The following is a 19,482-nucleotide window of genomic DNA, read 5'->3' on the forward strand; positions in this document are numbered from 1 at the left end:
TTTGTATCTTTATTATGGCGTTGTTGAAACTTTGGCCGCTTTTTTCGTCTTCGGATCGCCTTTGAACATCAGCCACAACGGGCTAGCGATACAGATCGAAGAATACGCGCCGCTTGTCAGACCGATAATTTTCGCCAGGGCGAACAGTTTGATCGATTCGCTGCCGAAGATGAACAAGCTGAGAGCTACAACTAACACGGCAAGTACGGTATAAATGTTCCGTGCCATCGTTTGCCAAATACTCGCGTTAACCATGTCCGCAAGCTGCTCGCGGGTCTTGAACTGACCGAAACGAAGGTTTTCCCTGATCCGGTCAAAAATAACGATTTTGTCGTTGATTGAGTAACCGATCGTCGTAAGCACCGCCGCGATAAACGGCAGATCGACTTCCAGCCGGAAGATCGAGAATAGCGCGATAACGACGAAAGCGTCATACAGGATCGCGATATTCGCCGCAAGCGCGAAGCGCCACTCGAAACGAATCATCACATAGATCATAATCGCTACGCTGGCGATCAGAATCGCCCAGATCGTCTTGATGCCTAGCTCTTGCGCCATATCGGGCGATACAACGTTGACCTCTGCCGATACATGCTCGCCGTATTTCTCCGTGAACAGCTTCTTGATTTCTGTAATTTTATCTTGCGAGAGCACCTCGTCGAACCTTGCGGACACACGCTCGTTGCCCGCACCGCCGACTGTCGGCGTGATGCCTTTAATACCCGCCTGTTCAATTACCGCTTTCGCTTCCGCTTGCGTCGTGCTCTTGCCAACGGATATATCCATATTCGTACCCGCTTTGAAATCAACCCCGAAGTTCAGATTGAAGATGAGCAGCGATAAAATCCCCAATACAGTCAGCGCGATCGAGAATATAAAAAACTTATTCCGATTCTTAATAAAATCGTACCGAATCTTCGTATTATAGTTCACGAATCTCAGCCTCCTTCACGCCATAGTAGCTTGGTTTCGTAAACATATTGCTCTTAATTAACAGCATAATAAGGAAACGCGACAAGAAAATATTCGTAAGCATACTTACAAGAATACTGAAGATCATCGTAAGCGCGAAGCCTCGAATCGCTCCGTTGCCGATGTAATACAATACGGCGCTCGCGATAATATTCGTAATGTTCGCGTCCATAATCGTACGGAATGAGTTTTTCGAACCGGCTTTAAGCGACGACAGCAAGCTCTTGCCGCTTCTAATCTCTTCTTTGATCCGCTCGTACATAATGATATTCGCATCGACGGCCATCCCTATCCCGAGAACGAAGGCCGCTATACCAGGCAAGGTTAATGTCGCATTCATCAAGTTAAACACGGCAACCAGAAGCCACGTATACGTTATTACCGTAATACCGGCAACGACTCCCGGAATCCGGAACAAAATAACGAGGAACACGAGGATAATGGCCGTACCGATAATGCCTGCCGTAACTGTATCCTGAAGCGACTCTTGTCCAAGCTTCGCCCCTACGGATTGCGTATATTTTTCATTAAGCTGGAGCGGCAATGCGCCCAGATTGATTTTGTCGCGCAAGTCTTTCGCTTCATCTGTTGTGTAATTGCCTGTAATCGTTGCCGATCCGCCAGGGATTGCACTGTTGACCATTGGCGATGACAATGGCTCTTCGTCGAGATATATCGATAAAGCTTTACCGATCAATTCTCTTGTAAGGTCTTCAAATTTCTTTGCGTCCTTCAACTTGATTGTAACAAACGGCTGGTTCAACTCATCATAGCCGATTCCCGCGCCATCAGGTACGAAGTCGCTGCCGTCCAGCCTGATCTTACCTTCAGGGTCGCGGAAGGTAAGGTTAATCGGCTTTGCTAGCACTTCTTTAACTTCTTCCTCCGTTGTAACTCCCGCAATCTTAACGCGGATACGGTTCGTGCCTTCAGTCGTAATCTCCGGCTCGGCGATACCGAGCGCGTCAGCACGTTCTTCCAGGCTTCTTGCCGTCTCTTTCAGCGATTCAGGTGTAACCGCTTCCCCGCCTTCAAGCGGAACCGCCTCGTACAGAACCTCGAAGCCGCCTTTCAAATCAAGGCCTAATCGAACATTTTTCACGAGCGACGGGCTTGTCCAAGCGATTACGCCAAACATAATCACCACGATCGCAAGGAAGGCAAATATTCTCTTCCCAAACATACGTCTGAATCCTCCTTATGATCTCAATATTCCTATTATACAGACGCTGCAAAATCGAGTCAAAAAGAAAAGAACTCCTTTCGTTAGAATGGAGTTCCTTTGAACGCGCTGAGCGTCATATAATTCATGAACTGCGTCACCTTAAGCGATAAGATGTCATTGACGAGTTGATGCAATTCAGGCTGCCCTTTCTTGACATACTTTGCATTTACGCACTCCCATACTTCCTTGCCCGTAACATGCTCGTAGCCGATCAGTCTGAATTCTTCTGCCTTGCTGTTGCACAACTCCTCGATCATTTCGCTGAGCTCTTCGCTTTCGATAGCCATGACGCACCTCCCCTAATCTGTTCCTCTGTAAGCGGACTAACATGTATTATTCGATGCCCGTTGCACATATTCCTGCCCTGCATTCGCGATTTCAGAAAAATGACTGACATTGAACCGGACATGCTTCGCATAAAGATGATACTACCAGCCTGTCTAATCATTGATCCGAAAATAAGCGGGCCATCCCTATACGGAAGAGAAGAGGCAATGATCTATGACGAAGCAAACGTTTATTAAAGGAGCGATGATTCTGCTGGCGGCAGGCATCATCAATCGCTTGCTCGGATTTGTGCCGCGAATCGCATTGCCTCGCATTATCGGGGCCGAAGGCGTTGGCTTATACCAGCTAAGCTATCCGTTCTTAACGGTCATGCTCACTATCATAACAGGCGGCATTCCGCTGGCCGTTGCGAAGTGGATCGCCGAAGCTGAGAGCCAAGGCGACTCCGCCCGCGTGAAGCAAATATTCAAGGCTGCAATGGGACTAGTTACAACATTAGGCATCGTCATGACAGCCCTTCTATTGCTGTTCGCCCCTTGGATTACGACCCATGTGCTTCCTGACGAGCGTGTGTACCGCACATTCGTCGCTATGACGCCCATGCTGCTCATTATTGCCGTTTCATCGGTCTATCGGGGCTATTTTCAAGGTAAACAAAATATGCTCCCAAGCGCGATCTCACAAATAACGGAGACCGTTATCCGTATAATCGCCTCCCTCACTTTCGCGTATCTGCTGCTGCCGCGAGGATTGGAATGGGCTTCGGCTGGAGCTATGCTTGGCGCAGTAGTAGGCGAGGTCGGCGGTTTCACGGTGCTGGCATGGAGATACATGCGCGACAAAAGGGAAAGCGGTCTTGCTGAAAAATCGACTGCGAATTCGAAGGCAACACCAGCGCTTCGACGGCTGCTTAGCCTATCGATTCCCGTAACAGGCAGCCGTCTCGTAGGCTCATTGTCATACTTGCTGGAATCGATCTTCACCGCAAGGAGCTTGGCGGCAGCAGGCATAGCAACAGGTATTGCAACCGCTCAGTACGGCGCGATGCAAGGGATGATTATCCCGCTTTTGCTACTGCCTACCGCGCTCACCTACTCGCTCTCCGTCTCTCTTGTCCCGTCTCTGTCGGAGGCTGCAGCTAAGGGAGACCGCGCTCTCATTCATAAGCGGCTTCACCAATCGATGCGGCTGTCGCTCGTTTTTGGAGCGCCATTCGTCGTCGTCATGTTATTATTTGCCGAACCGATCTGCCGCATTCTATACAACAATGCAGATATTGCCCCTATGCTCCAGCTTATCGCTCCGATTGGGCTGTTCATTTATTTGCAAGGACCGCTTCAGGCTGCCCTACAAGCGCTTGACAAGCCTGGTACCGCGCTAGTCAACACCTTCTTTGGGGCAGCCGTCAAGCTCATATTGATCGTGCAACTAGCGTCCGATCCGAAGTTCGGCATCTATGGCGCGCTTATCGCAATTAACGTCAATATCGTGCTTGTTACGCTGCTGCATGCGACTAGTGTGCTTCGATTTATCGGCTTCAGAATGAAGTTCCTTGACTTCGTCAAAGTGATTGCTGCCATGTTCATTATGGGAGCTGCCGCACGCTTTACTATGAATCAAGAACCGCTTTCAGCGGAATGGGTCAACCTGATTATTGCTTGCGCAGCCAGCGCACTGGTCTACCTGCTGCTCATGATTTGGATGAAATTTATCGACCGCTACGATATGGTTCGGATCCCCTTATTGCGAAGATGGTTTAAATAAATCAAAAAAAGACAGCGTATCGAGTAACCTCTACGCTGTCTTTGCTTTTAGTTCGGACGTCGCTTATGCGTATCGACAAATAGCTTGCCGCGATGATCGATCGAACAGAAAAATACGTCCTTGAAGTCGGTAACGCCTTCTTCCTGCAGCACATTTTTGAGCCAAAACCTGGTTTTTTCGATTTTGGTTAAATTTTCATCCTGCACTTTACCATCCATAATAAGCGGTATCGGCAATATTTCGAACCGATAATGAGGAGGGATAATGTTTTTCCTCCATTCCGGCTTAAGCTTCTGATGCTCCGATTCCGCGTTTGTGAAAGAAGACGCATTACTATCAGTTGATTCGTCTTCGGTACCTTCTTGCAATTCATCTGCCGCTGCGCTATTCTCCCGAGGAATAACAGACAGCTTGCCGCTCGTCTCCAAAATCGCAAATTCAACGTCGGCTACGGAGCTGATTTTATTTTCACGCAATTGAAGCATAAGATCATCCAAGTTGTAACGCTGCTTGCGCATAATATCCTTGTTAATCTTACCCTTGTCGATAATGACATTCGGTTTGCCGTCGAGCAGCAGCCTGAGCTTCCGATTTTTCATCGAAACGATAGCGCTCCCCACTTGAATAAGCATGAGCACAACCATCGGCAGTATACCGTCCCACATCGGCCGTCCCACATCCTCGATGACAATGACCGCAATTTCGGCAATCATAACCGAAATAACAAGATCAAGCACCGATAGCTTGCCTATCTCGCGTTTTCCCATGAACCTCATGATGAGAAATACGACGAAATAAATAATAACCGTCCGGACTAACAGGCTCCAAAACTCCACTGGAATCCGCCTCCTCGACATGTTATGCCAACTGTGTTCAGTTGTTGTTGTCCGTACAGCTATTCTAGCCTCAGCCTCTAGACATCATACGAGCGGCGACAGACGAATAATTGGCAACAGCAAATGCCCCCTCCAACTTGAATAAAACATGACAAGCCGTAATATTCCATCAAGCTTGACCATAAGGATTAATAATACGTACCAAAAAGGCGGGAGGAAACGAATGATGAACTCGATCAAGCAAGGTCCTAAAGCTATGGTCATCTCTTCACCGATAGCGGCGGGAATCGTTTTTTCGATATTGTGGCTGGCGGCTGGCTCATTGCTCTTGTCGATTCTGCTGCACTTCACCAGTATGAAGGAAGCGAATCTGCCATCGGGAGCGCTCATTGTCCATGCTGTATCAGCTTTGACGGGCGGCTTCGCAACAGGGAAACGAACGGAGAAGCGCGGCTGGTACTACGGAGCTTTATTAGGTCTAATATACGGTCTAATCGTATTAATAATCAGTTTCCTGGCATCTGATGCATCGATTACGCTCCGCAGTGCGCTTATCGTTGGCGCGGTAGCGCTTGCAGGTGCTTTTGGCGGGATGATTGGCGTTAATATGAGAAAATAGTCGCATACTACTCACAGTGAACGTGTATCCAATTAAAAAGGAGCTGTCCGACAGGTGCAATCGCAACCTTGCAGGACAACTCCTTTACATGTATAAGCTTATTTTTCCAAGTCAACCGCTGCTGTAGGAGCCGCGCTCACGATTGTATTAACCGCGCTGCGCTCGAACGTCATCTTCGTCGTATCGTTTACGCGAATAATAACCGTATCGTCAGTCAACTCTACTACCGTTCCGTGCAAACCGCCAATCGTAGTGATTTTGTCACCCTTCTTGATTTGGTTAAGCATGGACGAGCGTTGTTTCTGCTTCTTCTGCTGCGGACGAATTAGAAGAAAATAAAATACCGCAAACATAAGAAGAAACGGCCAAATCATTCCCAAGATATTAGTACCGCCACCTGCATCTGCTGCTAGCCACATCGTAATCCCCCCTTTCAAAATCCTTTCTCATTATCGAACAGGCCGTACCGCGTAAAGAATTCATCCCGGAAATCAAGCAGCCGGTCATCCATTATCGCTTGGCGAACGTCCCTCATGAGTTGCAATAAGAAGTGCAAATTGTGATACGTTGTCAGCCTCATGCCAAACGTCTCGTCTGCTTTAAGCAAGTGCCGTATGTAAGCCCGCGAATAGTTCGTACATGTATAGCAAGAGCAATTCGGGTCAAGCGGACCGAAGTCCTCTGCGTACTTCGCATTGCGTATGACGAGTCTTCCCGTGCTTGTCATCGTTGTCCCATTGCGGGCAATCCGGGTCGGCAGAACGCAGTCGAACATATCGATACCGCGGATGGACCCTTCAATCAAAGCATCAGGCGAACCGACGCCCATCAAGTAACGAGGTTTGTCGGCAGGCAGAATGGGAACGGTATGGTCCAGAACATCATACATAAGATGCTTAGGCTCGCCTACACTTAGTCCACCAATAGCATACCCCGGGAAATCCATGGAAGTCAAATCCTTAGCGCTCTGAATGCGCAAATCATTGAACATCCCGCCTTGAACGATTGCGAACAACGCTTGATCCTGCGGCCTAGCATGAGACTTCAAGCAACGCTCTGCCCAACGAGTCGTCCGCTCAAGCGACTGCTTCACATAGTCGTACTCAGCCGGAAACGGCGCACACTCATCGAATGCCATCATAATATCCGGACCGAGCGCATTCTGAATTTCCATTGCCACTTCCGGCGACAAGAACAGCTTGTCTCCATTCAAGTGGGAACGGAAGTGAACGCCCTCTTCCGTGATCTTTCTCATTTCGCTTAGACTGAACACTTGGAAGCCGCCGCTATCTGTCAGAATCGGACGATCCCAGTTCATGAACTTATGCAGCCCGCCCGCACGCTTAATGAGATCATGGCCAGGTCGCAGAAATAAATGATAGGTGTTGCTAAGGATGATTTGGGCATCCATTGCCTTAAGCTCTTCAGGGCTCATCGTCTTCACTGTCGCTTGCGTGCCTACAGGCATGAAAGTCGGAGTCTCGATCACGCCATGCGGTGTATGAACGCGACCTAGACGCGCTCCCGATTGCTTGCATTGTTTAATAAATTCGTATTTGACTGCCACTGCTCTCGCACCCTATTTCTATAGTTAATAAATAAACATCGCATCGCCGAAGCTGAAGAACCGGTATCGTTCCTCAATTGCAGCATGGTAAGCAGCCATAATATGATCGCGTCCCGCCAAAGCGCTGACAAGCATGACGAGCGTTGATTTCGGCAAATGGAAGTTCGTTAACAACGCATTCACCAGCTTAAACTCATATCCTGGAAAAATAAATATCGAAGTCCAGCCGCTGCACGCCCCAATCGGCGCATCTCCAAATCGCTGAGCGACCGTCTCTAACGTTCTAGAGGAGGTTGTCCCAACCGCGATAATACGAGCACCTTCGGCCTTAGCTTCGCGGATCAGCTTCGCGTTCGTTTCATCCAGTTCATAATATTCGGCGTGCATCTCATGGTCCTCTACCTTCTCCGCCGACATCGGACGGAAGGTGCCAAGACCAACATGCAGCGTTACGTAAGCTAGCTTTACGCCTTTGCTCTGAAGACGCTCCAGAAACGCCTTCGTAAAGTGAAGTCCTGCGGTAGGCGCAGCCGCCGAACCTTCATGCTTAGAATATACCGTTTGGTAACGTTCCTTCTCCTCCAGCCGCTCCTTAATATAAGGAGGCAGCGGCATCTCGCCTAGTCGATCCAGCAGCTCAGGGAATATACCTTCATATTCGAACCGCACAACTCTCGCACCCATATCGCCTTCTTCTTCAATAAACGCCCGCAGCAGAGGATTGCCGTTGCCGTCGTCTCCGAAAGAAAGAGGAGTGCCGATCTTCAACCGTTTGGCGGGCTTGGCAAGCGTCTCCCAACGATCTCCTTCGAGCTGCTTCAAGAGAAGCAGCTCAACCTTGGCGCCTGTATCGCTCTTCATGCCCATAAGCCTTGCCGGCATCACTCTCGTATCATTCAATACGAGGACATCTCCCTCCTGGACATATTGCTCCAGGTCGGTGAAGGTACGATGCTCGATATTACCTGTCCGTTTGTTAAGCGCAAGCAGCCTTGAAGCGGTACGCTCCAGCAGAGGCGTCTGCGCGATAAGTTCCTCTGGCAATTCAAAGTCAAACCAATCTACGTTCATAACGTTGCAATCATTCCTTAGCGATAGTTACATCTTTATAGTAGTATTTCAAAATATATTGGTAGTCATACCCTTGCTGTGCAAGGCTAAGCGCTCCGAATTGGGACATACCGACTCCATGTCCGTAGCCAGTTCCGACAAATCGGAACGAAGGCTCCTTCGTCGCTGCTCTGAGGTTGCCTTTGCCGTCTTGAATGAACAGATTCGAATCCGTAAGCTCTGTCGTTTTGCCGCCGGCGCCAATGATATATACGGGATTGCTGTCATTAGGTTTCATTCTTTGCTGAGAGCCCGCTCCTATCATAGCAACCTTGGCAGTCTCATCGATTTGGAACTTCGTGCTAGGCAACGAGCCCTGTACGCCTAGCGTGGATCTGAACGCATCGGGATTCGCTACGTCTAGCTTCGTTCCATTAGCCATTATTTCCGTCGCTCGGCCGGATGGCCCGCGCCCGCTAACCTCAAGTGTACGAATCGGACCTGCTATCTTCGTCTTCACTCTCGCATTAATAACCGTGAGCAGCTCTTCCGGTTTATAAGGCCCTCTAACCCAATTCATTGAATTGGATTCGATCGTCTTCTCCAGCACCGTCACTTTCGTTCCCGAATTAACGGTCGCGATCAACGCGATCGTGTCTTGAATAACGGGATGTTGCCGCACTTTCGTACTGTCTGTATTTACTTGCATGATTTTACTTCCGGCAGCCGTTGTCGAGCCCGTATCGTTAAGCAGATCCTCACGGATATAACCGATCAAGCCGCTTGAAAGCACGACCCTGTACCAGCTCTTCAAGCCTGTCTCGGAAGAATTATCCGGGCTCTTTATCGCTTGCATGTATGCAATCGAATTATTCCATGCTTCTGTCGCATCCGCCGTCATGCCGCCGGCATTCGACGAATACAACGCTTCGATCAGCTTGCCTTTATACATTAACACTTCGCCTCGAGTCGCCTCGACAGCATCAATCGTTGATTGCCGCTCTGAACCGACACCATTATAAGCTTGGCTTAGCACGGTATCGACGACATTAGCAATTTGGAAACCGAACCCTTTGGAGAGAATGTAGTTACGCGACGCAACGGCCTGTGACTTAAGTGCTTCCGCCGGCCAAGTGGCATACATCTCACTGCCAACTACCGAATATAAATATTGCTCGAAAGGAAGCTCGTTAACGACGGCCATTGCCCCGTTAAGCGAGCTGAGCTCGAATTGTCCGCGGTAAGTACGACCGCTTCTCTCCGTCAGTTTAATCGGGTCGGCTGCAAGCGATTCGATCCATACCTTCACGGCTGCTTGCGGGAAGCTGTAAAGCTCAAGGCTGCTCTCCGCCTTGCCAGTAACGGCATGATCGTTCTTCAGCAGCAAATAAGGTACTGCCAAGTCGGCTTGCTTGAGCGTTGCTGCGCCTGCTACACCTGCAGCTGCTGCCTTAACGATCTGCAGTTCCGCTGCGTCGGCTGCTGAGCCAACCATTACCGAATATACAGCCGCTCCTGCAGCCGATGCGCGTACAGCCACATACGCATCCAAGCCGGCTGCCGCGTAGCTGTTCATAGTTGTTACGGCTGCTGCCTTATTCGCGAGTGCCGGCGTCTCCAACCGAAGCGTACCTTGCACCGAAGACTTGAACCCAGCTGTCAGCTTAGCAAGCTCTGCATCTGTTGCCCAACGCGTCGTAGCTGTCTTCGCATCTGCTAGCGTCGCATATGTACCTTCGGTGACCTGATAGACGATCGTTCCTTTCTTCGCCGCTGAAGTTAGATAGCCCGCTCCCTTCGCTGCAACAATACGCTTGTACACGGCTTGCGCGGATGCGAAGTTGGATGATTCAAACACCTTCACCTTGAAGCTGTCCAATGCAAACCTTGTTTGCGAGCCTGCTGCTGTCTGGAACCATTTCTGAACGCCGCTTGGCGTTCTTAAGCCGATCGACAACCCGCCAGCTGCCGAGAATGTGGCAGCAGCAGTTGTTTCGGTATATTTCCCAGGCAATTGTAAGAACATAGCGACTCGGATCGTATCGAGCTTGGGTACTGCTGCCTGCGCAGGAATCGCAGCGCATAACGATATAAGCAGCAAGGCGGACAGCGCTGAAAGCGCGAGCCGCTTCATATTTACGGACATGATCTTACTCCTCTCCTTATGTGCCAATGTGCTGTTGCCGGCATTGATTACCGGTTTCCGTCCGGATAAGGAATTCCTAAGTGGCGGTAGGCTTGCTCGGTAGCAATCCTTCCGCGGGGCGTTCGCTGCAGAAAACCGATTTGCATCAAATACGGCTCGTACACATCCTCTATCGTCTGGCTCTCTTCGCCGATCGTTGCGGCTATTGTATCTAGTCCGACAGGACGGCCGGAGAAAGTCGTCATCATCGCATGAAGCATCTTGTGGTCGATACTATCTAGTCCCATCGGGTCGACTTGGAGCAATTCAAGCGCTAGACCAGCAATCTCCTGCGTGATGATACCGTCACCGCGAACCTGCGCGAAGTCACGAACCCGTTTCAACAGGCGATTGGCTATCCTCGGCGTTCCCCTTGAACGCAGGGCGATCTCCATCGCCGCTTCGCCGACAATACCCGCATTCAATATTTCGGAGGTGCGGGAGATAATGAAAGCGAGCTCGTCCACCGTATAGAACTCCAATCGGCTAACGACGCCGAATCTATCACGAAGCGGAGCAGACAATAAGCCCGCGCGCGTTGTGGCGCCGATTAACGTGAATGGCGGCAAGTCAAGGCGAACGGATCGTGCGCTCGGACCTTTGCCGATCATAATATCGAGGGCGAAATCTTCCATCGCCGGATACAACACTTCTTCGACCGTTCTATGAAGACGATGAATCTCATCTATGAACAGTACGTCGCCTTCCTGCAGATTCGTCAGCAGAGCTGCGAGATCGCCCGGCCTCTCTATCGCTGGGCCGGAAGTCGTCCGCAGATTAACGCCAAGCTCATTGGCGATAATGTTGGACAGCGTCGTCTTGCCAAGGCCCGGCGGCCCATAGAGCAGCACATGATCAAGCGCTTCCTTGCGCATTTTAGCTGCTTCGATATATATCGTTAAGTTCTCTTTCACTTTTGTCTGCCCGATGTATTCGCCCAAATAACGCGGACGAAGACTAAACTCGGCAGCCTGGTCTTCCATCATCAGGTTAGCGGATATGATTCGATCATCCATGTAAGCTTACTCTCCTTCCGTCAACCTTTGAACAGTTGCTGCAATGCCCGTTTCATCAATACTTCTACGCTGTCCTCAGCCGTAACGGATTGCTCGAGCCCGCTCCAAGCGCGGTCCAGCTCTGCGGCCGTGTAACCAAGCGCGATCAATGCTTCGCGCGCTTCCTGCCATGCCGTGCCCGCACCTTGCTTCGAACCGACAGCGCCCTCCATATCCGGGGAAAGTCCGCCAATCGCGAACAAGCCGGTATTCATTCCGAAGTTTGCAAGCTTATCCTTCAGATCCAATATAATGCGCTGCGCCGTCTTCTTGCCTATGCCCGGCAGCTTCGTCAAGAATGCAATGTTCTCGTTATGTACAGCCGATATAATGGCTTCCGGCTTGCCGGCTGATAGAATGCCAAGCGCAACGCGCGGACCGATGCCTGACACTTCCAGCAGCTTGCGGAATAATGTCTGCTCCTCGCGTGTCTCGAAGCCGAATAGCAGAATGGCATCCTCGCGAACATGATGATGAATATAGACGGTAACCGCCTCTTCCTTCTTCGCGAAGGCATACGGATTAGGCGTGAACACGCGATAGCCTGTATCTCTTACGTCCATGACGATGTACTCAGTATCCATATGTACGACAAGTCCTCTTAAAAAATCGATCACGAACGGTTCACCTCATTTATTTTTTGAGTCAATACAGCCGAATGGGCATGACAAATCGCTATGGCGAGCGCATCGGCCACATCGTCCGGCTTTGGAATGGCAGACAGCTTCAAAAACATTTTGACCATTTCCTGCACCTGTCGCTTCTCCGCCTTGCCGTATCCGACGACAGCCTGTTTCACTTGCAACGGCGTATATTCCGCTACCGGCAGCTTCCGCTGCGCAGCGGCAAGGATAATAACGCCTCTAGCCTGACCGACGGCAAATGCGGTCGTTACGTTGCGATTGAAGAACAGTTTCTCGACAGCAACGGAATCCGGCTTGTATTTATCCATGAGCGCGCCTGCGGCTTCATAGATTTGGAGCAGCCGCTCCTCGGGAGGCGTATGCGCCTCGGTCTGAATGCAGCCATATTGAACGGGGGTCAGCTTATGTCCCATCTTATCAATAAATCCAAAGCCCGCTATCGCAATACCGGGGTCAATTCCTAGCACTCGCAACCCGCCAACTCCTCAATGAACACTAATCATCCTTTCATTATAGCAAAAGTTGCCGAGAATGAGAACGCGCGTTTGATATTTCGAGCCTATCATTCTCCTCTAGCACATCCGAAAGAACCTCTGTAAGGGCGTATGTGCTCTTACAGATGGGGAACGTTTGTGAGCTTGGTGCTGTAAGCGCGTATGTGCTCTTACAGCTGCTGAATGCGCATCGCGTCCAGCCCCGACATAACAAGAAGAGCGACCTGACTAAACAGGCCGCTCTTCTTTATTGCAATCTAATACGACGGTTTCATTACTTTCTCGTTATCCGATCTTGCAAAATCGCTGAACGTCGATAACACGCTGTTATATTCGTCGATATCGCTAATCCGTATGCCCCGACTCAGTTGATCCAGCTTGTCCTGGGGCAGGCTGCTCTCCATGTAACGGACATCCAGTTGGAAAAAAGTCCGCACGACCTTCTCTTTTTTCGGCTCGCCGTCGAATAAGGTTAGGTTACCGTCCTTATCCATTCCGATATAGGCATGGCTCTTGCAGTAGGCCGACAAATCGTCGACATGATGCTCAATCAATAGACTGCTGTTGCTTTGATCAAAAGCTGCCGCTTCCCATTCGGGATGAGCGGTAAGCAGCTGGACAAGCTGCTTGGAATCGATGCGTCCAAGCGGCCTCATCTCTTCTCCGCATACGTACAGCCGGTGAACGTTAACCGTAACCGGCCCATGCTGGCTGCGGAGCGCCTGGAGGACTGTCGCGTGATTGTCTTCCGCAGAAATGGCTGCATATGCCTGCTGTGGAATGACAACAGTCATAAAAAGCAGAGGCAACAAACCTCCCAGCATCCATAACGGTCTTCGTTTGCGGCGCAAACGTCGTTTTAGCTGCTTCCAAAGGCTGAATTCCATCATAAGGAAGACCCCTTTATTGTATTTTTGCTGTTAGTGTGCACCACCGCTTCCTAATTATTCAATAATCGCCAAATGTTTTGAACATACAAAGAACAGGCTAGAAGATCGTCTCCTCGCCTGCTCTCTGCTTTGTATTTAATTATCGATTAATCCATGGACGGCTGAACCCGCTCTTTGGTTTGCTGGAGCGAGTAGAGATCGTGCGGATAACGGCCTTCTTGGCAGACTTCTTCGCCACAGCCGGCTTGGTTCCGATTGGTGATTCGTTAATCTCAGACACGTTCGCGCCAACCTGCGGTTCGCGCTCTCCGCCGCAGCCGCAATCATTGCTTGGGCCGGTTCCGGCTCCCGCTGTTTGCGGCCATGTTGGATATGGCGAATAATAGCCATGACCGCCGGCAATCGGAGAGACGGCCCCGCCGTACCCGTAATCCGGCTGTATGGATGCTGGCGATACAGCACCTTGGCCGTAGTAGCCATATTCAGGCTGTACGGATGCCGGAGACACCATGCCTCCGTAACCGTAGTGACCATATTCAGGCTGTACGGACGCTGGAGACACCATGCCCTGACCGTAGTGGCCATACTCTGGCTGTAAGGATGCTGGGGACACCATGCCGTGACCGTAATGGTCTTGCTCTGGCAATGTGCTAGCTCCTGCTACAAGCGGACTGTTGTTTTCACCAAGCCCTTGAGTAAATGGACTTACCATTGGCGCTCCATATCCCCAAGGCCCTTCGCTTTGCGGGGACACGAACGGCATGCCGTAGCCGTAGCCTCCCGTCGTCATGACCATTCCCGGCGGACATTCTTCGGCATTTGCTGCTTGAACCACATTAGCGGCGTTAGCGGCATGAGCCGTATTCGCTAAAGGCGATACATTAGCAGCATTCGCCAGTGGAGCTACATTGGCTGCGTTGGCCGCGTTGGCTGCATGAGCTGCATTCATCGCATTCATCGCGTTCAATGCATTTGCAGCATTTTCGGAAGCTGGGCTGACCATAGGGCTGAACGGCGTAGGCTGCTGCCAGTTGCCATAGCCTGTTCCCATCTGTGCAGGGTGCACCATCGGCTGGCCATAGCCGTTACCGTAACCGCCGTAATAAGGCTGTTGCATAGCCGGCGATACGGCTTCAGGCGCTTTCGGCAAATCGTACAACGACATCGCTTCCGTTGCAGGAATGCCATATTGTTTGAACAGATCAACGTTCGGTTGATACTCCGAATGGATAGGCGATAATTTTTTCTCAACCGGCTTCTCGATCGGAAGTGTTTTCTCTGCAGCTGCTTTCGTCTTCTCAGCTGGCTTGATTTTCTCAGCCGGCTTTGTCTTCTCTGGCGCTGGCTTCACAGCTGCCGGAGGAGGAGCTGGCAATGGCGCTGGCGGCGTTGGAGTGACGATTGGAGCTGTTGGGGTCTTACCGGCAGCTGGCGCCGTAGACGTCTTGCCAGGCGTCGTCGTGGCCGGTCCCGTTGGTGTCTTGCCTAGGATAGGCGCGGTGCTAAGCTTGCCGACCCAGCCTTGGACGTTCTGCATAAGCGACTTCTGATTGCCAGCGCTTTGCGCCACGGTCGTACCCGGAAGACCCGTCACATCAGGCGGGGTCGTGCCTACCTTCGGGATGTTAACGATCTCGCCGGTCAATAACACATTCGGATTTTTGAGCTGCGGATTCGCTTTAATCATGTCCGCAAGCGGAACTCCCCATGACTTGGACAGTTTCCAAAGCGTATCGCCCTGCTTCACGATATGCTGGTGCATAATGTCCATGCCGCCGCCGCTCCCTGGATGACTGGATGGAATCTTTACCTTCATCCCGATCTCGATTGCGTCCGGATTCGTGATCCCCGGATTAAGCTTCAAAATTTCTTCCAGCGTTACATTATACTTTTGGCCGATTAAGTATAACGACTCGCCTTTTTTTACGATATGAATTTTCACGCGCCAATTACCTCCTGTCACGTTCTGAATAACAAGGCACGGCTAATGCCTGCTATCGATCCTTACATCCTATGCAGAATATGGGCAGGTGTCTCCACTTTCACGCAAAAAAAAAGTGAAGCTTGGCCCATATTTTGTCATAAGGGCCTAACTTCACTTTATATGCAGGGCCACATCCCCGACATCCTATCTCTATTCGGTTACAGCGAGCTGCTCATACGTAAAGCTAGGATAACATCCTAGGATACGAACCTGGCAGCCAAGCGCCTCGATCTCTTCCAAAGCGGAGGGCAGAAGCACGGATTCCAGCGACATATCGATATCGATGAAAAAGTAGTAATTACCGAGCTTCTTCTTCGTGGGACGCGATTCGATGCGCGATAAGTTGATCTTCCGCCATGCGAACGCCGCCAGCACCTGATGCAGCGCGCCTGGAAAATCTTCCGGCAGCGTAATTAGAATGCTTGTTTTCACCGCATCCGATTGACGCTCCGAATACGCTTCAGGTCCCACTAGCAAGAACCGCGTATAGTTGTTGTCATGATCGGTCACGCCGCTTGCCAGTATGTCAAGCCCGTTATTCACAGCGGCCGTTGTCGTACCGATCGCCACGATGCCTTGACCCGGGTTATCGCGCACGATACGAACGGATTCGGCGGTGCTGCTAACATGCTCGGTAATTGCCTGCGGCATCTTGCTGCGAAGAAATTGCAGGCACTGAGCCATAGCGACGGGATGGCTGATAACCTTCTTAATACGGCTGAAGTCGATCTCGCCGTCCTCGCCCAGCAGTTCGCTCTTCCTGCCGATCAGGTTCTGAATCGATGGATAGACCCACTCTGCGCGTATCGGCAAGTCTACCTCGTGCACGAGCCAATCCATATGCAGACTGACCGAGCCCTCAATCGTATTCTCGATTGGAATGACGCTATAATTGCTAACACCATTCACGGTAGATAAGAAGACGTCAGAGATGAGCCGATGATGATCCCAGGTTACATTTTGCGTTCCGATTAAATGTTTCGCCGCTTCATCCGATACCGAACCAGCGGGTAATAGCGCGATTGTCTTCATGCCTTAACTTCTCCTTTAATACGATCCGGGAGCGGCATAGGGGCAACCGCCGATATGTCCTCTACCGTTATTTGTGGGCCGTTCGGGCACGGCGCTAGCCATAGCGTCTCCGCTTCGATGCCCTCTTGCTTCAATGTATCCAGCAGAAACCGCTCGATCGCCCCTTTGTCCGGGCAATCGGTTGATACGAACGCGATCAGCGTCGGACCCGCTCCGCTGAGCGCTGCGCCCAGCGCGCCATAGTCGGCTGCGCGCTCCAAGATAGCCGTCATGCCGGGGATGAGAGCTGCACGGTAAGGCTGGTGCAGCCGATCCTTCATCGCATGACGGATCAGTCCAAGCTCGCCGCTGGCCAGCGCCGCGACGAGCAGCGAGCTGCGGCCGACGTTGAATACGGCGTCGGCCATGCTGATCTGCGAAGGCAGCGCATGCCGCGCCTTCTCCGTAGAGAGCTGGAACGCTGGAATCGCAACTAGCGTCTCCAGCCTCTCATTCGGCGCCAGCCGCACGTAATCCGCGCGCTGGCCGTCCCATGCCGACACGACGATGCCTCCGAATAGCGAGGCCCCGACGTTGTCGGGATGACCCTCTAGCGCTGTTGCCATCTGGAACAGCTTGTCGTCCGTGAGCGGACTGCCGATCAGCGCGTTAGCCGCTGCCAGCGCCCCGATAATCGCCGAGGCGCTGCTGCCGAGGCCGCGTGTCAGCGGAATATCGCTGACCATCGAAATCGACAGCTCAGGTATGGATACGCCCGCTTCTGTAAATACAAGCTGGGCTACTTTATAGAGTAAGTTGCTTTTGTCGCGAGGCAAGCCTTGCATCTGATCCCCATAGAATTGGAACTCTGTCCGATCAGCTACGCTCATCTCTATCCATGCATACAATGAAAGGGCCATGCCCAGCGTATCGAAGCCGGGACCCAAGTTAGCCGTGCTAGCCGGCACCTTAACAATTACTCGACGATTATTCATGCTGCTTTTCCCCTTATCCTTCGACGCGATATACGCTCTTCACTTTGTGTACGACGTCGAGCGACTCGAAGCTTGCAAGCACCTTCTGGATAGCCGCTTTGTTCGCATCATGTGTTATGACGATAATTTCCGCTTGCGCAATATTCGGGTTCGGTTGTTGCAGCACCGACTCCAGGCTGACTTCGAAGTCGGCGAACACTTGCGTAATGCGTGCGAGCACGCCAGCGCGGTCAGCTACTTGCAGCAGCAGGAAGTATTTCGACGAGATCTGCTCATCAGTCTTGAGCTTCTTCTCCTTGTATGCGCCGCCGCTTTGCTTGCCGTTAACGCCAAGCTTAATGTTCTTCACAACCGCAACAAGATCGGCAACGATCGAAGTTGCCGTCGGCAGCTCTCCTGCGCCTGCGCCATAGAACATCGTCTCGCCTACCGCTTCGCCGTGCACGTATACGGCATTGAATACGCCGTTAACCGAAGCGATCGGATGCGATTGCTTCACCATCGTCGGCTGAACGCTGACGCTGATTAGATCGTCTTGACGCTCTGCGATGCCGAGCAGCTTTACTTCGTAGCCGAGACGTTTCGCGTAAGCGATATCGTCCTTCGTAACTGAAGAAATGCCTTGCGCCGATACGTCCTCAAGCGCTACGTTAGTGTGGAAACCAAGCGTCGCGAGAATCGTCATTTTGCGAGCTGCGTCGAGCCCTTCAACGTCGGAAGTCGGATCCGCTTCCGCATATCCAAGTTCTTGTGCTTCCTTCAGCACGTCGGCATACGATGCGCCCTCTTGACTCATCTTCGTGAGGATGAAGTTCGTCGTTCCGTTCACGATGCCCATAATCTTCGTAATGCGATCCGAAGAAAAGCCTTCTACAAGCGTTCGCAGAATCGGAATGCCGCCCGCTACTGAAGCTTCATACAAGATGTCGCATTGGTGGCGCTTCGCCTTCTCCAAAATTTCCGTTCCGTGCATCGCCATTAAGTCTTTATTGGCCGTTACAACATGTTTGCCGCGTTCCAGCGCCTCTAAGATATATTCCTTCGTTTGCGCTACGCCGCCCATTACCTCAACGATGACGTCGATATCCGGATGGCGGATAATTTCCCACGGGTCCTCCGTCATCTTGTCCGCGTCAATTGAAATGCTGCGCGATTTGTTTTTATTTTGAACGAGCACCTTCTCGATTACAATCGGAGAGCCCACTTGGCTTTGCAGATCGTCCTGATGTCCTTCAACGATACGGACAACGCCTGTTCCAACTGTTCCTAAACCCAATAAACCTACCTTAATCGGCTTCATCATAATACCCTCCAATATGTGTCAAGCTGCTGCCTGCTGTTAGCCTTGCCCTATAACCGATGCTTTGCGAACGCCCGCCTGATTGCGAAGCGTCTCGACAAGCGATGACAGTTCCCCGGAAAGCTGCGATATATCGACCGAAATGACGACGTTGGCGAATCCTTGCAACGGAATGCTCTGATTCATCGTGAGCACATTGCCCTCCAATCCAGCGACTAGTCCAAGCACCGTGGACAACACGCCGGAACGATGCTCCAGATCCATCGAGATCGTTGCGATGCGTTCGCGTTCCAGCTGATTGAGCGCATATACGCCGTCTTTATACTTATAAAAGGCGCTGCGGCTAAGCCCCACGCGTTCCACCGCCTCGTGCACGGTGAGCGACTCGCCGCGTCCGAGCATCTCTTTCACTTGTATCGTCTTTATGATCGCTTCCGGTAAAATGTCCTCTCGAACGACATAATAGCGCTCAGTCACTATGCGTCCTCCTCAAAAAGACAAATGTATTCCTATAGTGGACATTATATCGGAATATCAAGCTCGGGGCAATAGTTAAATCGCGGGCAGGTTAATGGCCTCATAAACGAAAAAAAGACGGCATTC

Annotated in this window: 19 protein-coding genes; 2 read left to right on the top strand and 17 right to left on the bottom strand. The window is 51.3% G+C overall.

Annotated features, from left to right (window positions below):
• Positions 1-12: 12 nt before the first annotated feature.
• The 3 genes from secF to V8F51_RS07280 form a co-directional block, all read right to left on the bottom strand.
• Positions 13-933 carry a protein translocase subunit SecF gene (secF, locus tag V8F51_RS07270; protein ID WP_337099507.1) on the bottom strand — a complete coding sequence of 307 codons (921 nt, stop codon included), beginning with the start codon at positions 931-933 and terminating at the stop codon, positions 13-15.
• The gene (secD, locus tag V8F51_RS07275; RefSeq protein WP_337099508.1) at positions 923-2,155 is read right to left on the bottom strand and encodes a protein translocase subunit SecD; all 1,233 of its coding nucleotides are present in this window, start codon (positions 2,153-2,155) and stop codon (positions 923-925) included. Before secD ends, secF begins: the two co-directional genes overlap by 11 nt.
• An 83-nt stretch (positions 2,156-2,238) precedes the next feature.
• Positions 2,239-2,484, bottom strand: a complete 246-nt coding sequence (locus tag V8F51_RS07280) for a post-transcriptional regulator (RefSeq protein ID WP_337099509.1) — start codon at positions 2,482-2,484, stop codon at positions 2,239-2,241.
• A gap of 214 nt (positions 2,485-2,698) precedes the next feature.
• Here V8F51_RS07280 and spoVB point away from each other — a divergent pair, with 214 nt between their 5' ends.
• Entirely contained in the window at positions 2,699-4,249 is a 1,551-nt protein-coding gene (gene spoVB / locus V8F51_RS07285) for a stage V sporulation protein B (RefSeq protein ID WP_337099510.1), read from the top strand.
• Positions 4,250-4,296: 47 nt separating this feature from the next.
• On the opposite strand, the gene V8F51_RS07290 is transcribed toward spoVB, so the two are convergent.
• A complete protein-coding gene (locus V8F51_RS07290) occupies positions 4,297-5,085 on the bottom strand; it encodes a DUF421 domain-containing protein (RefSeq protein ID WP_337099511.1) in 789 nt (262 codons plus the stop codon).
• Between the two features lie 226 nt (positions 5,086-5,311).
• Here V8F51_RS07290 and V8F51_RS07295 point away from each other — a divergent pair, with 226 nt between their 5' ends.
• Positions 5,312-5,704 (top strand): TIGR04086 family membrane protein, encoded by a 393-nt coding sequence (locus V8F51_RS07295; RefSeq protein WP_337099512.1) that lies wholly within the window; start codon positions 5,312-5,314, stop codon positions 5,702-5,704.
• 98 nt (positions 5,705-5,802) lie between these two features.
• Here the strand turns inward: V8F51_RS07295 and yajC are convergent, their stop codons facing one another.
• From yajC to V8F51_RS07360, 13 genes are all read right to left on the bottom strand, one after another.
• Positions 5,803-6,123 (bottom strand): preprotein translocase subunit YajC, encoded by a 321-nt coding sequence (gene yajC, locus V8F51_RS07300; RefSeq protein WP_337099513.1) that lies wholly within the window; start codon positions 6,121-6,123, stop codon positions 5,803-5,805.
• A gap of 14 nt (positions 6,124-6,137) precedes the next feature.
• The gene (gene tgt, locus V8F51_RS07305) at positions 6,138-7,271 is read right to left on the bottom strand and encodes a tRNA guanosine(34) transglycosylase Tgt (RefSeq protein ID WP_337099514.1); all 1,134 of its coding nucleotides are present in this window, start codon (positions 7,269-7,271) and stop codon (positions 6,138-6,140) included.
• 24 nt (positions 7,272-7,295) lie between these two features.
• Complete coding sequence (gene queA / locus V8F51_RS07310; protein ID WP_337099515.1) at positions 7,296-8,342, bottom strand: tRNA preQ1(34) S-adenosylmethionine ribosyltransferase-isomerase QueA; 1,047 nt, start codon at positions 8,340-8,342, stop codon at positions 7,296-7,298.
• A 10-nt stretch (positions 8,343-8,352) separates the two neighbouring features.
• Positions 8,353-10,467, bottom strand: coding sequence for a SpoIID/LytB domain-containing protein (locus V8F51_RS07315; RefSeq protein ID WP_337099516.1), 2,115 nt, complete (start codon positions 10,465-10,467; stop codon positions 8,353-8,355).
• Positions 10,468-10,514: 47 nt separating this feature from the next.
• Complete coding sequence (gene ruvB / locus V8F51_RS07320) at positions 10,515-11,522, bottom strand: Holliday junction branch migration DNA helicase RuvB (RefSeq protein ID WP_337099517.1); 1,008 nt, start codon at positions 11,520-11,522, stop codon at positions 10,515-10,517.
• A gap of 20 nt (positions 11,523-11,542) precedes the next feature.
• Positions 11,543-12,178: a Holliday junction branch migration protein RuvA gene (gene ruvA / locus V8F51_RS07325; protein WP_337099518.1), complete on the bottom strand. Its 636-nt coding sequence runs from the start codon at positions 12,176-12,178 to the stop codon at positions 11,543-11,545.
• Entirely contained in the window at positions 12,175-12,678 is a 504-nt protein-coding gene (ruvC, locus tag V8F51_RS07330) for a crossover junction endodeoxyribonuclease RuvC (RefSeq protein WP_337099519.1), read from the bottom strand. Before ruvC ends, ruvA begins: the two co-directional genes overlap by 4 nt.
• Before the next feature lie 278 nt (positions 12,679-12,956).
• Positions 12,957-13,589: a BofC C-terminal domain-containing protein gene (locus V8F51_RS07335; protein WP_337099520.1), complete on the bottom strand. Its 633-nt coding sequence runs from the start codon at positions 13,587-13,589 to the stop codon at positions 12,957-12,959.
• A gap of 139 nt (positions 13,590-13,728) precedes the next feature.
• The gene (locus tag V8F51_RS07340) at positions 13,729-15,531 is read right to left on the bottom strand and encodes a LysM peptidoglycan-binding domain-containing protein (RefSeq protein ID WP_337099521.1); all 1,803 of its coding nucleotides are present in this window, start codon (positions 15,529-15,531) and stop codon (positions 13,729-13,731) included.
• Between the two features lie 192 nt (positions 15,532-15,723).
• Positions 15,724-16,605, bottom strand: a complete 882-nt coding sequence (gene pheA / locus V8F51_RS07345; protein WP_337099522.1) for a prephenate dehydratase — start codon at positions 16,603-16,605, stop codon at positions 15,724-15,726.
• Positions 16,602-17,579, bottom strand: coding sequence for a homoserine kinase (gene thrB / locus V8F51_RS07350; RefSeq protein WP_337099523.1), 978 nt, complete (start codon positions 17,577-17,579; stop codon positions 16,602-16,604). Before thrB ends, pheA begins: the two co-directional genes overlap by 4 nt.
• Positions 17,580-17,592: 13 nt before the next feature.
• A complete protein-coding gene (locus tag V8F51_RS07355) occupies positions 17,593-18,879 on the bottom strand; it encodes a homoserine dehydrogenase (protein WP_337099524.1) in 1,287 nt (428 codons plus the stop codon).
• Positions 18,880-18,918: 39 nt separating this feature from the next.
• Entirely contained in the window at positions 18,919-19,356 is a 438-nt protein-coding gene (locus V8F51_RS07360) for an ACT domain-containing protein (protein WP_337099525.1), read from the bottom strand.
• Positions 19,357-19,482 lie beyond the last annotated feature (126 nt).

Origin of the sequence: Paenibacillus sp. YIM B09110 (assembly GCF_037167145.1) — a bacterium.
Lineage (GTDB): Bacteria > Bacillota > Bacilli > Paenibacillales > Paenibacillaceae > Pristimantibacillus.

Bases quoted from the DNA above. Each gene is read 5' to 3' on its own strand.
- ruvB (WP_337099517.1), bottom strand. From the start codon at position 11,522: ATGGATGATCGAATCATATCCGCTAACCTGATGATGGAAGACCAGGCT.
- V8F51_RS07315 (WP_337099516.1), bottom strand. From the start codon at position 10,467: ATGTCCGTAAATATGAAGCGGCTCGCGCTTTCAGCGCTGTCCGCCTTG.
- V8F51_RS07355 (WP_337099524.1), bottom strand. From the start codon at position 18,879: ATGAAGCCGATTAAGGTAGGTTTATTGGGTTTAGGAACAGTTGGAACA.
- queA (WP_337099515.1), bottom strand. From the start codon at position 8,342: ATGAACGTAGATTGGTTTGACTTTGAATTGCCAGAGGAACTTATCGCG.
- V8F51_RS07335 (WP_337099520.1), bottom strand. From the start codon at position 13,589: ATGATGGAATTCAGCCTTTGGAAGCAGCTAAAACGACGTTTGCGCCGC.
- thrB (WP_337099523.1), bottom strand. From the start codon at position 17,579: ATGAATAATCGTCGAGTAATTGTTAAGGTGCCGGCTAGCACGGCTAAC.
- yajC (WP_337099513.1), bottom strand. From the start codon at position 6,123: ATGTGGCTAGCAGCAGATGCAGGTGGCGGTACTAATATCTTGGGAATG.
- V8F51_RS07280 (WP_337099509.1), bottom strand. From the start codon at position 2,484: ATGGCTATCGAAAGCGAAGAGCTCAGCGAAATGATCGAGGAGTTGTGC.
- pheA (WP_337099522.1), bottom strand. From the start codon at position 16,605: ATGAAGACAATCGCGCTATTACCCGCTGGTTCGGTATCGGATGAAGCG.
- secD (WP_337099508.1), bottom strand. From the start codon at position 2,155: ATGTTTGGGAAGAGAATATTTGCCTTCCTTGCGATCGTGGTGATTATG.
- V8F51_RS07295 (WP_337099512.1), top strand. From the start codon at position 5,312: ATGAACTCGATCAAGCAAGGTCCTAAAGCTATGGTCATCTCTTCACCG.
- spoVB (WP_337099510.1), top strand. From the start codon at position 2,699: ATGACGAAGCAAACGTTTATTAAAGGAGCGATGATTCTGCTGGCGGCA.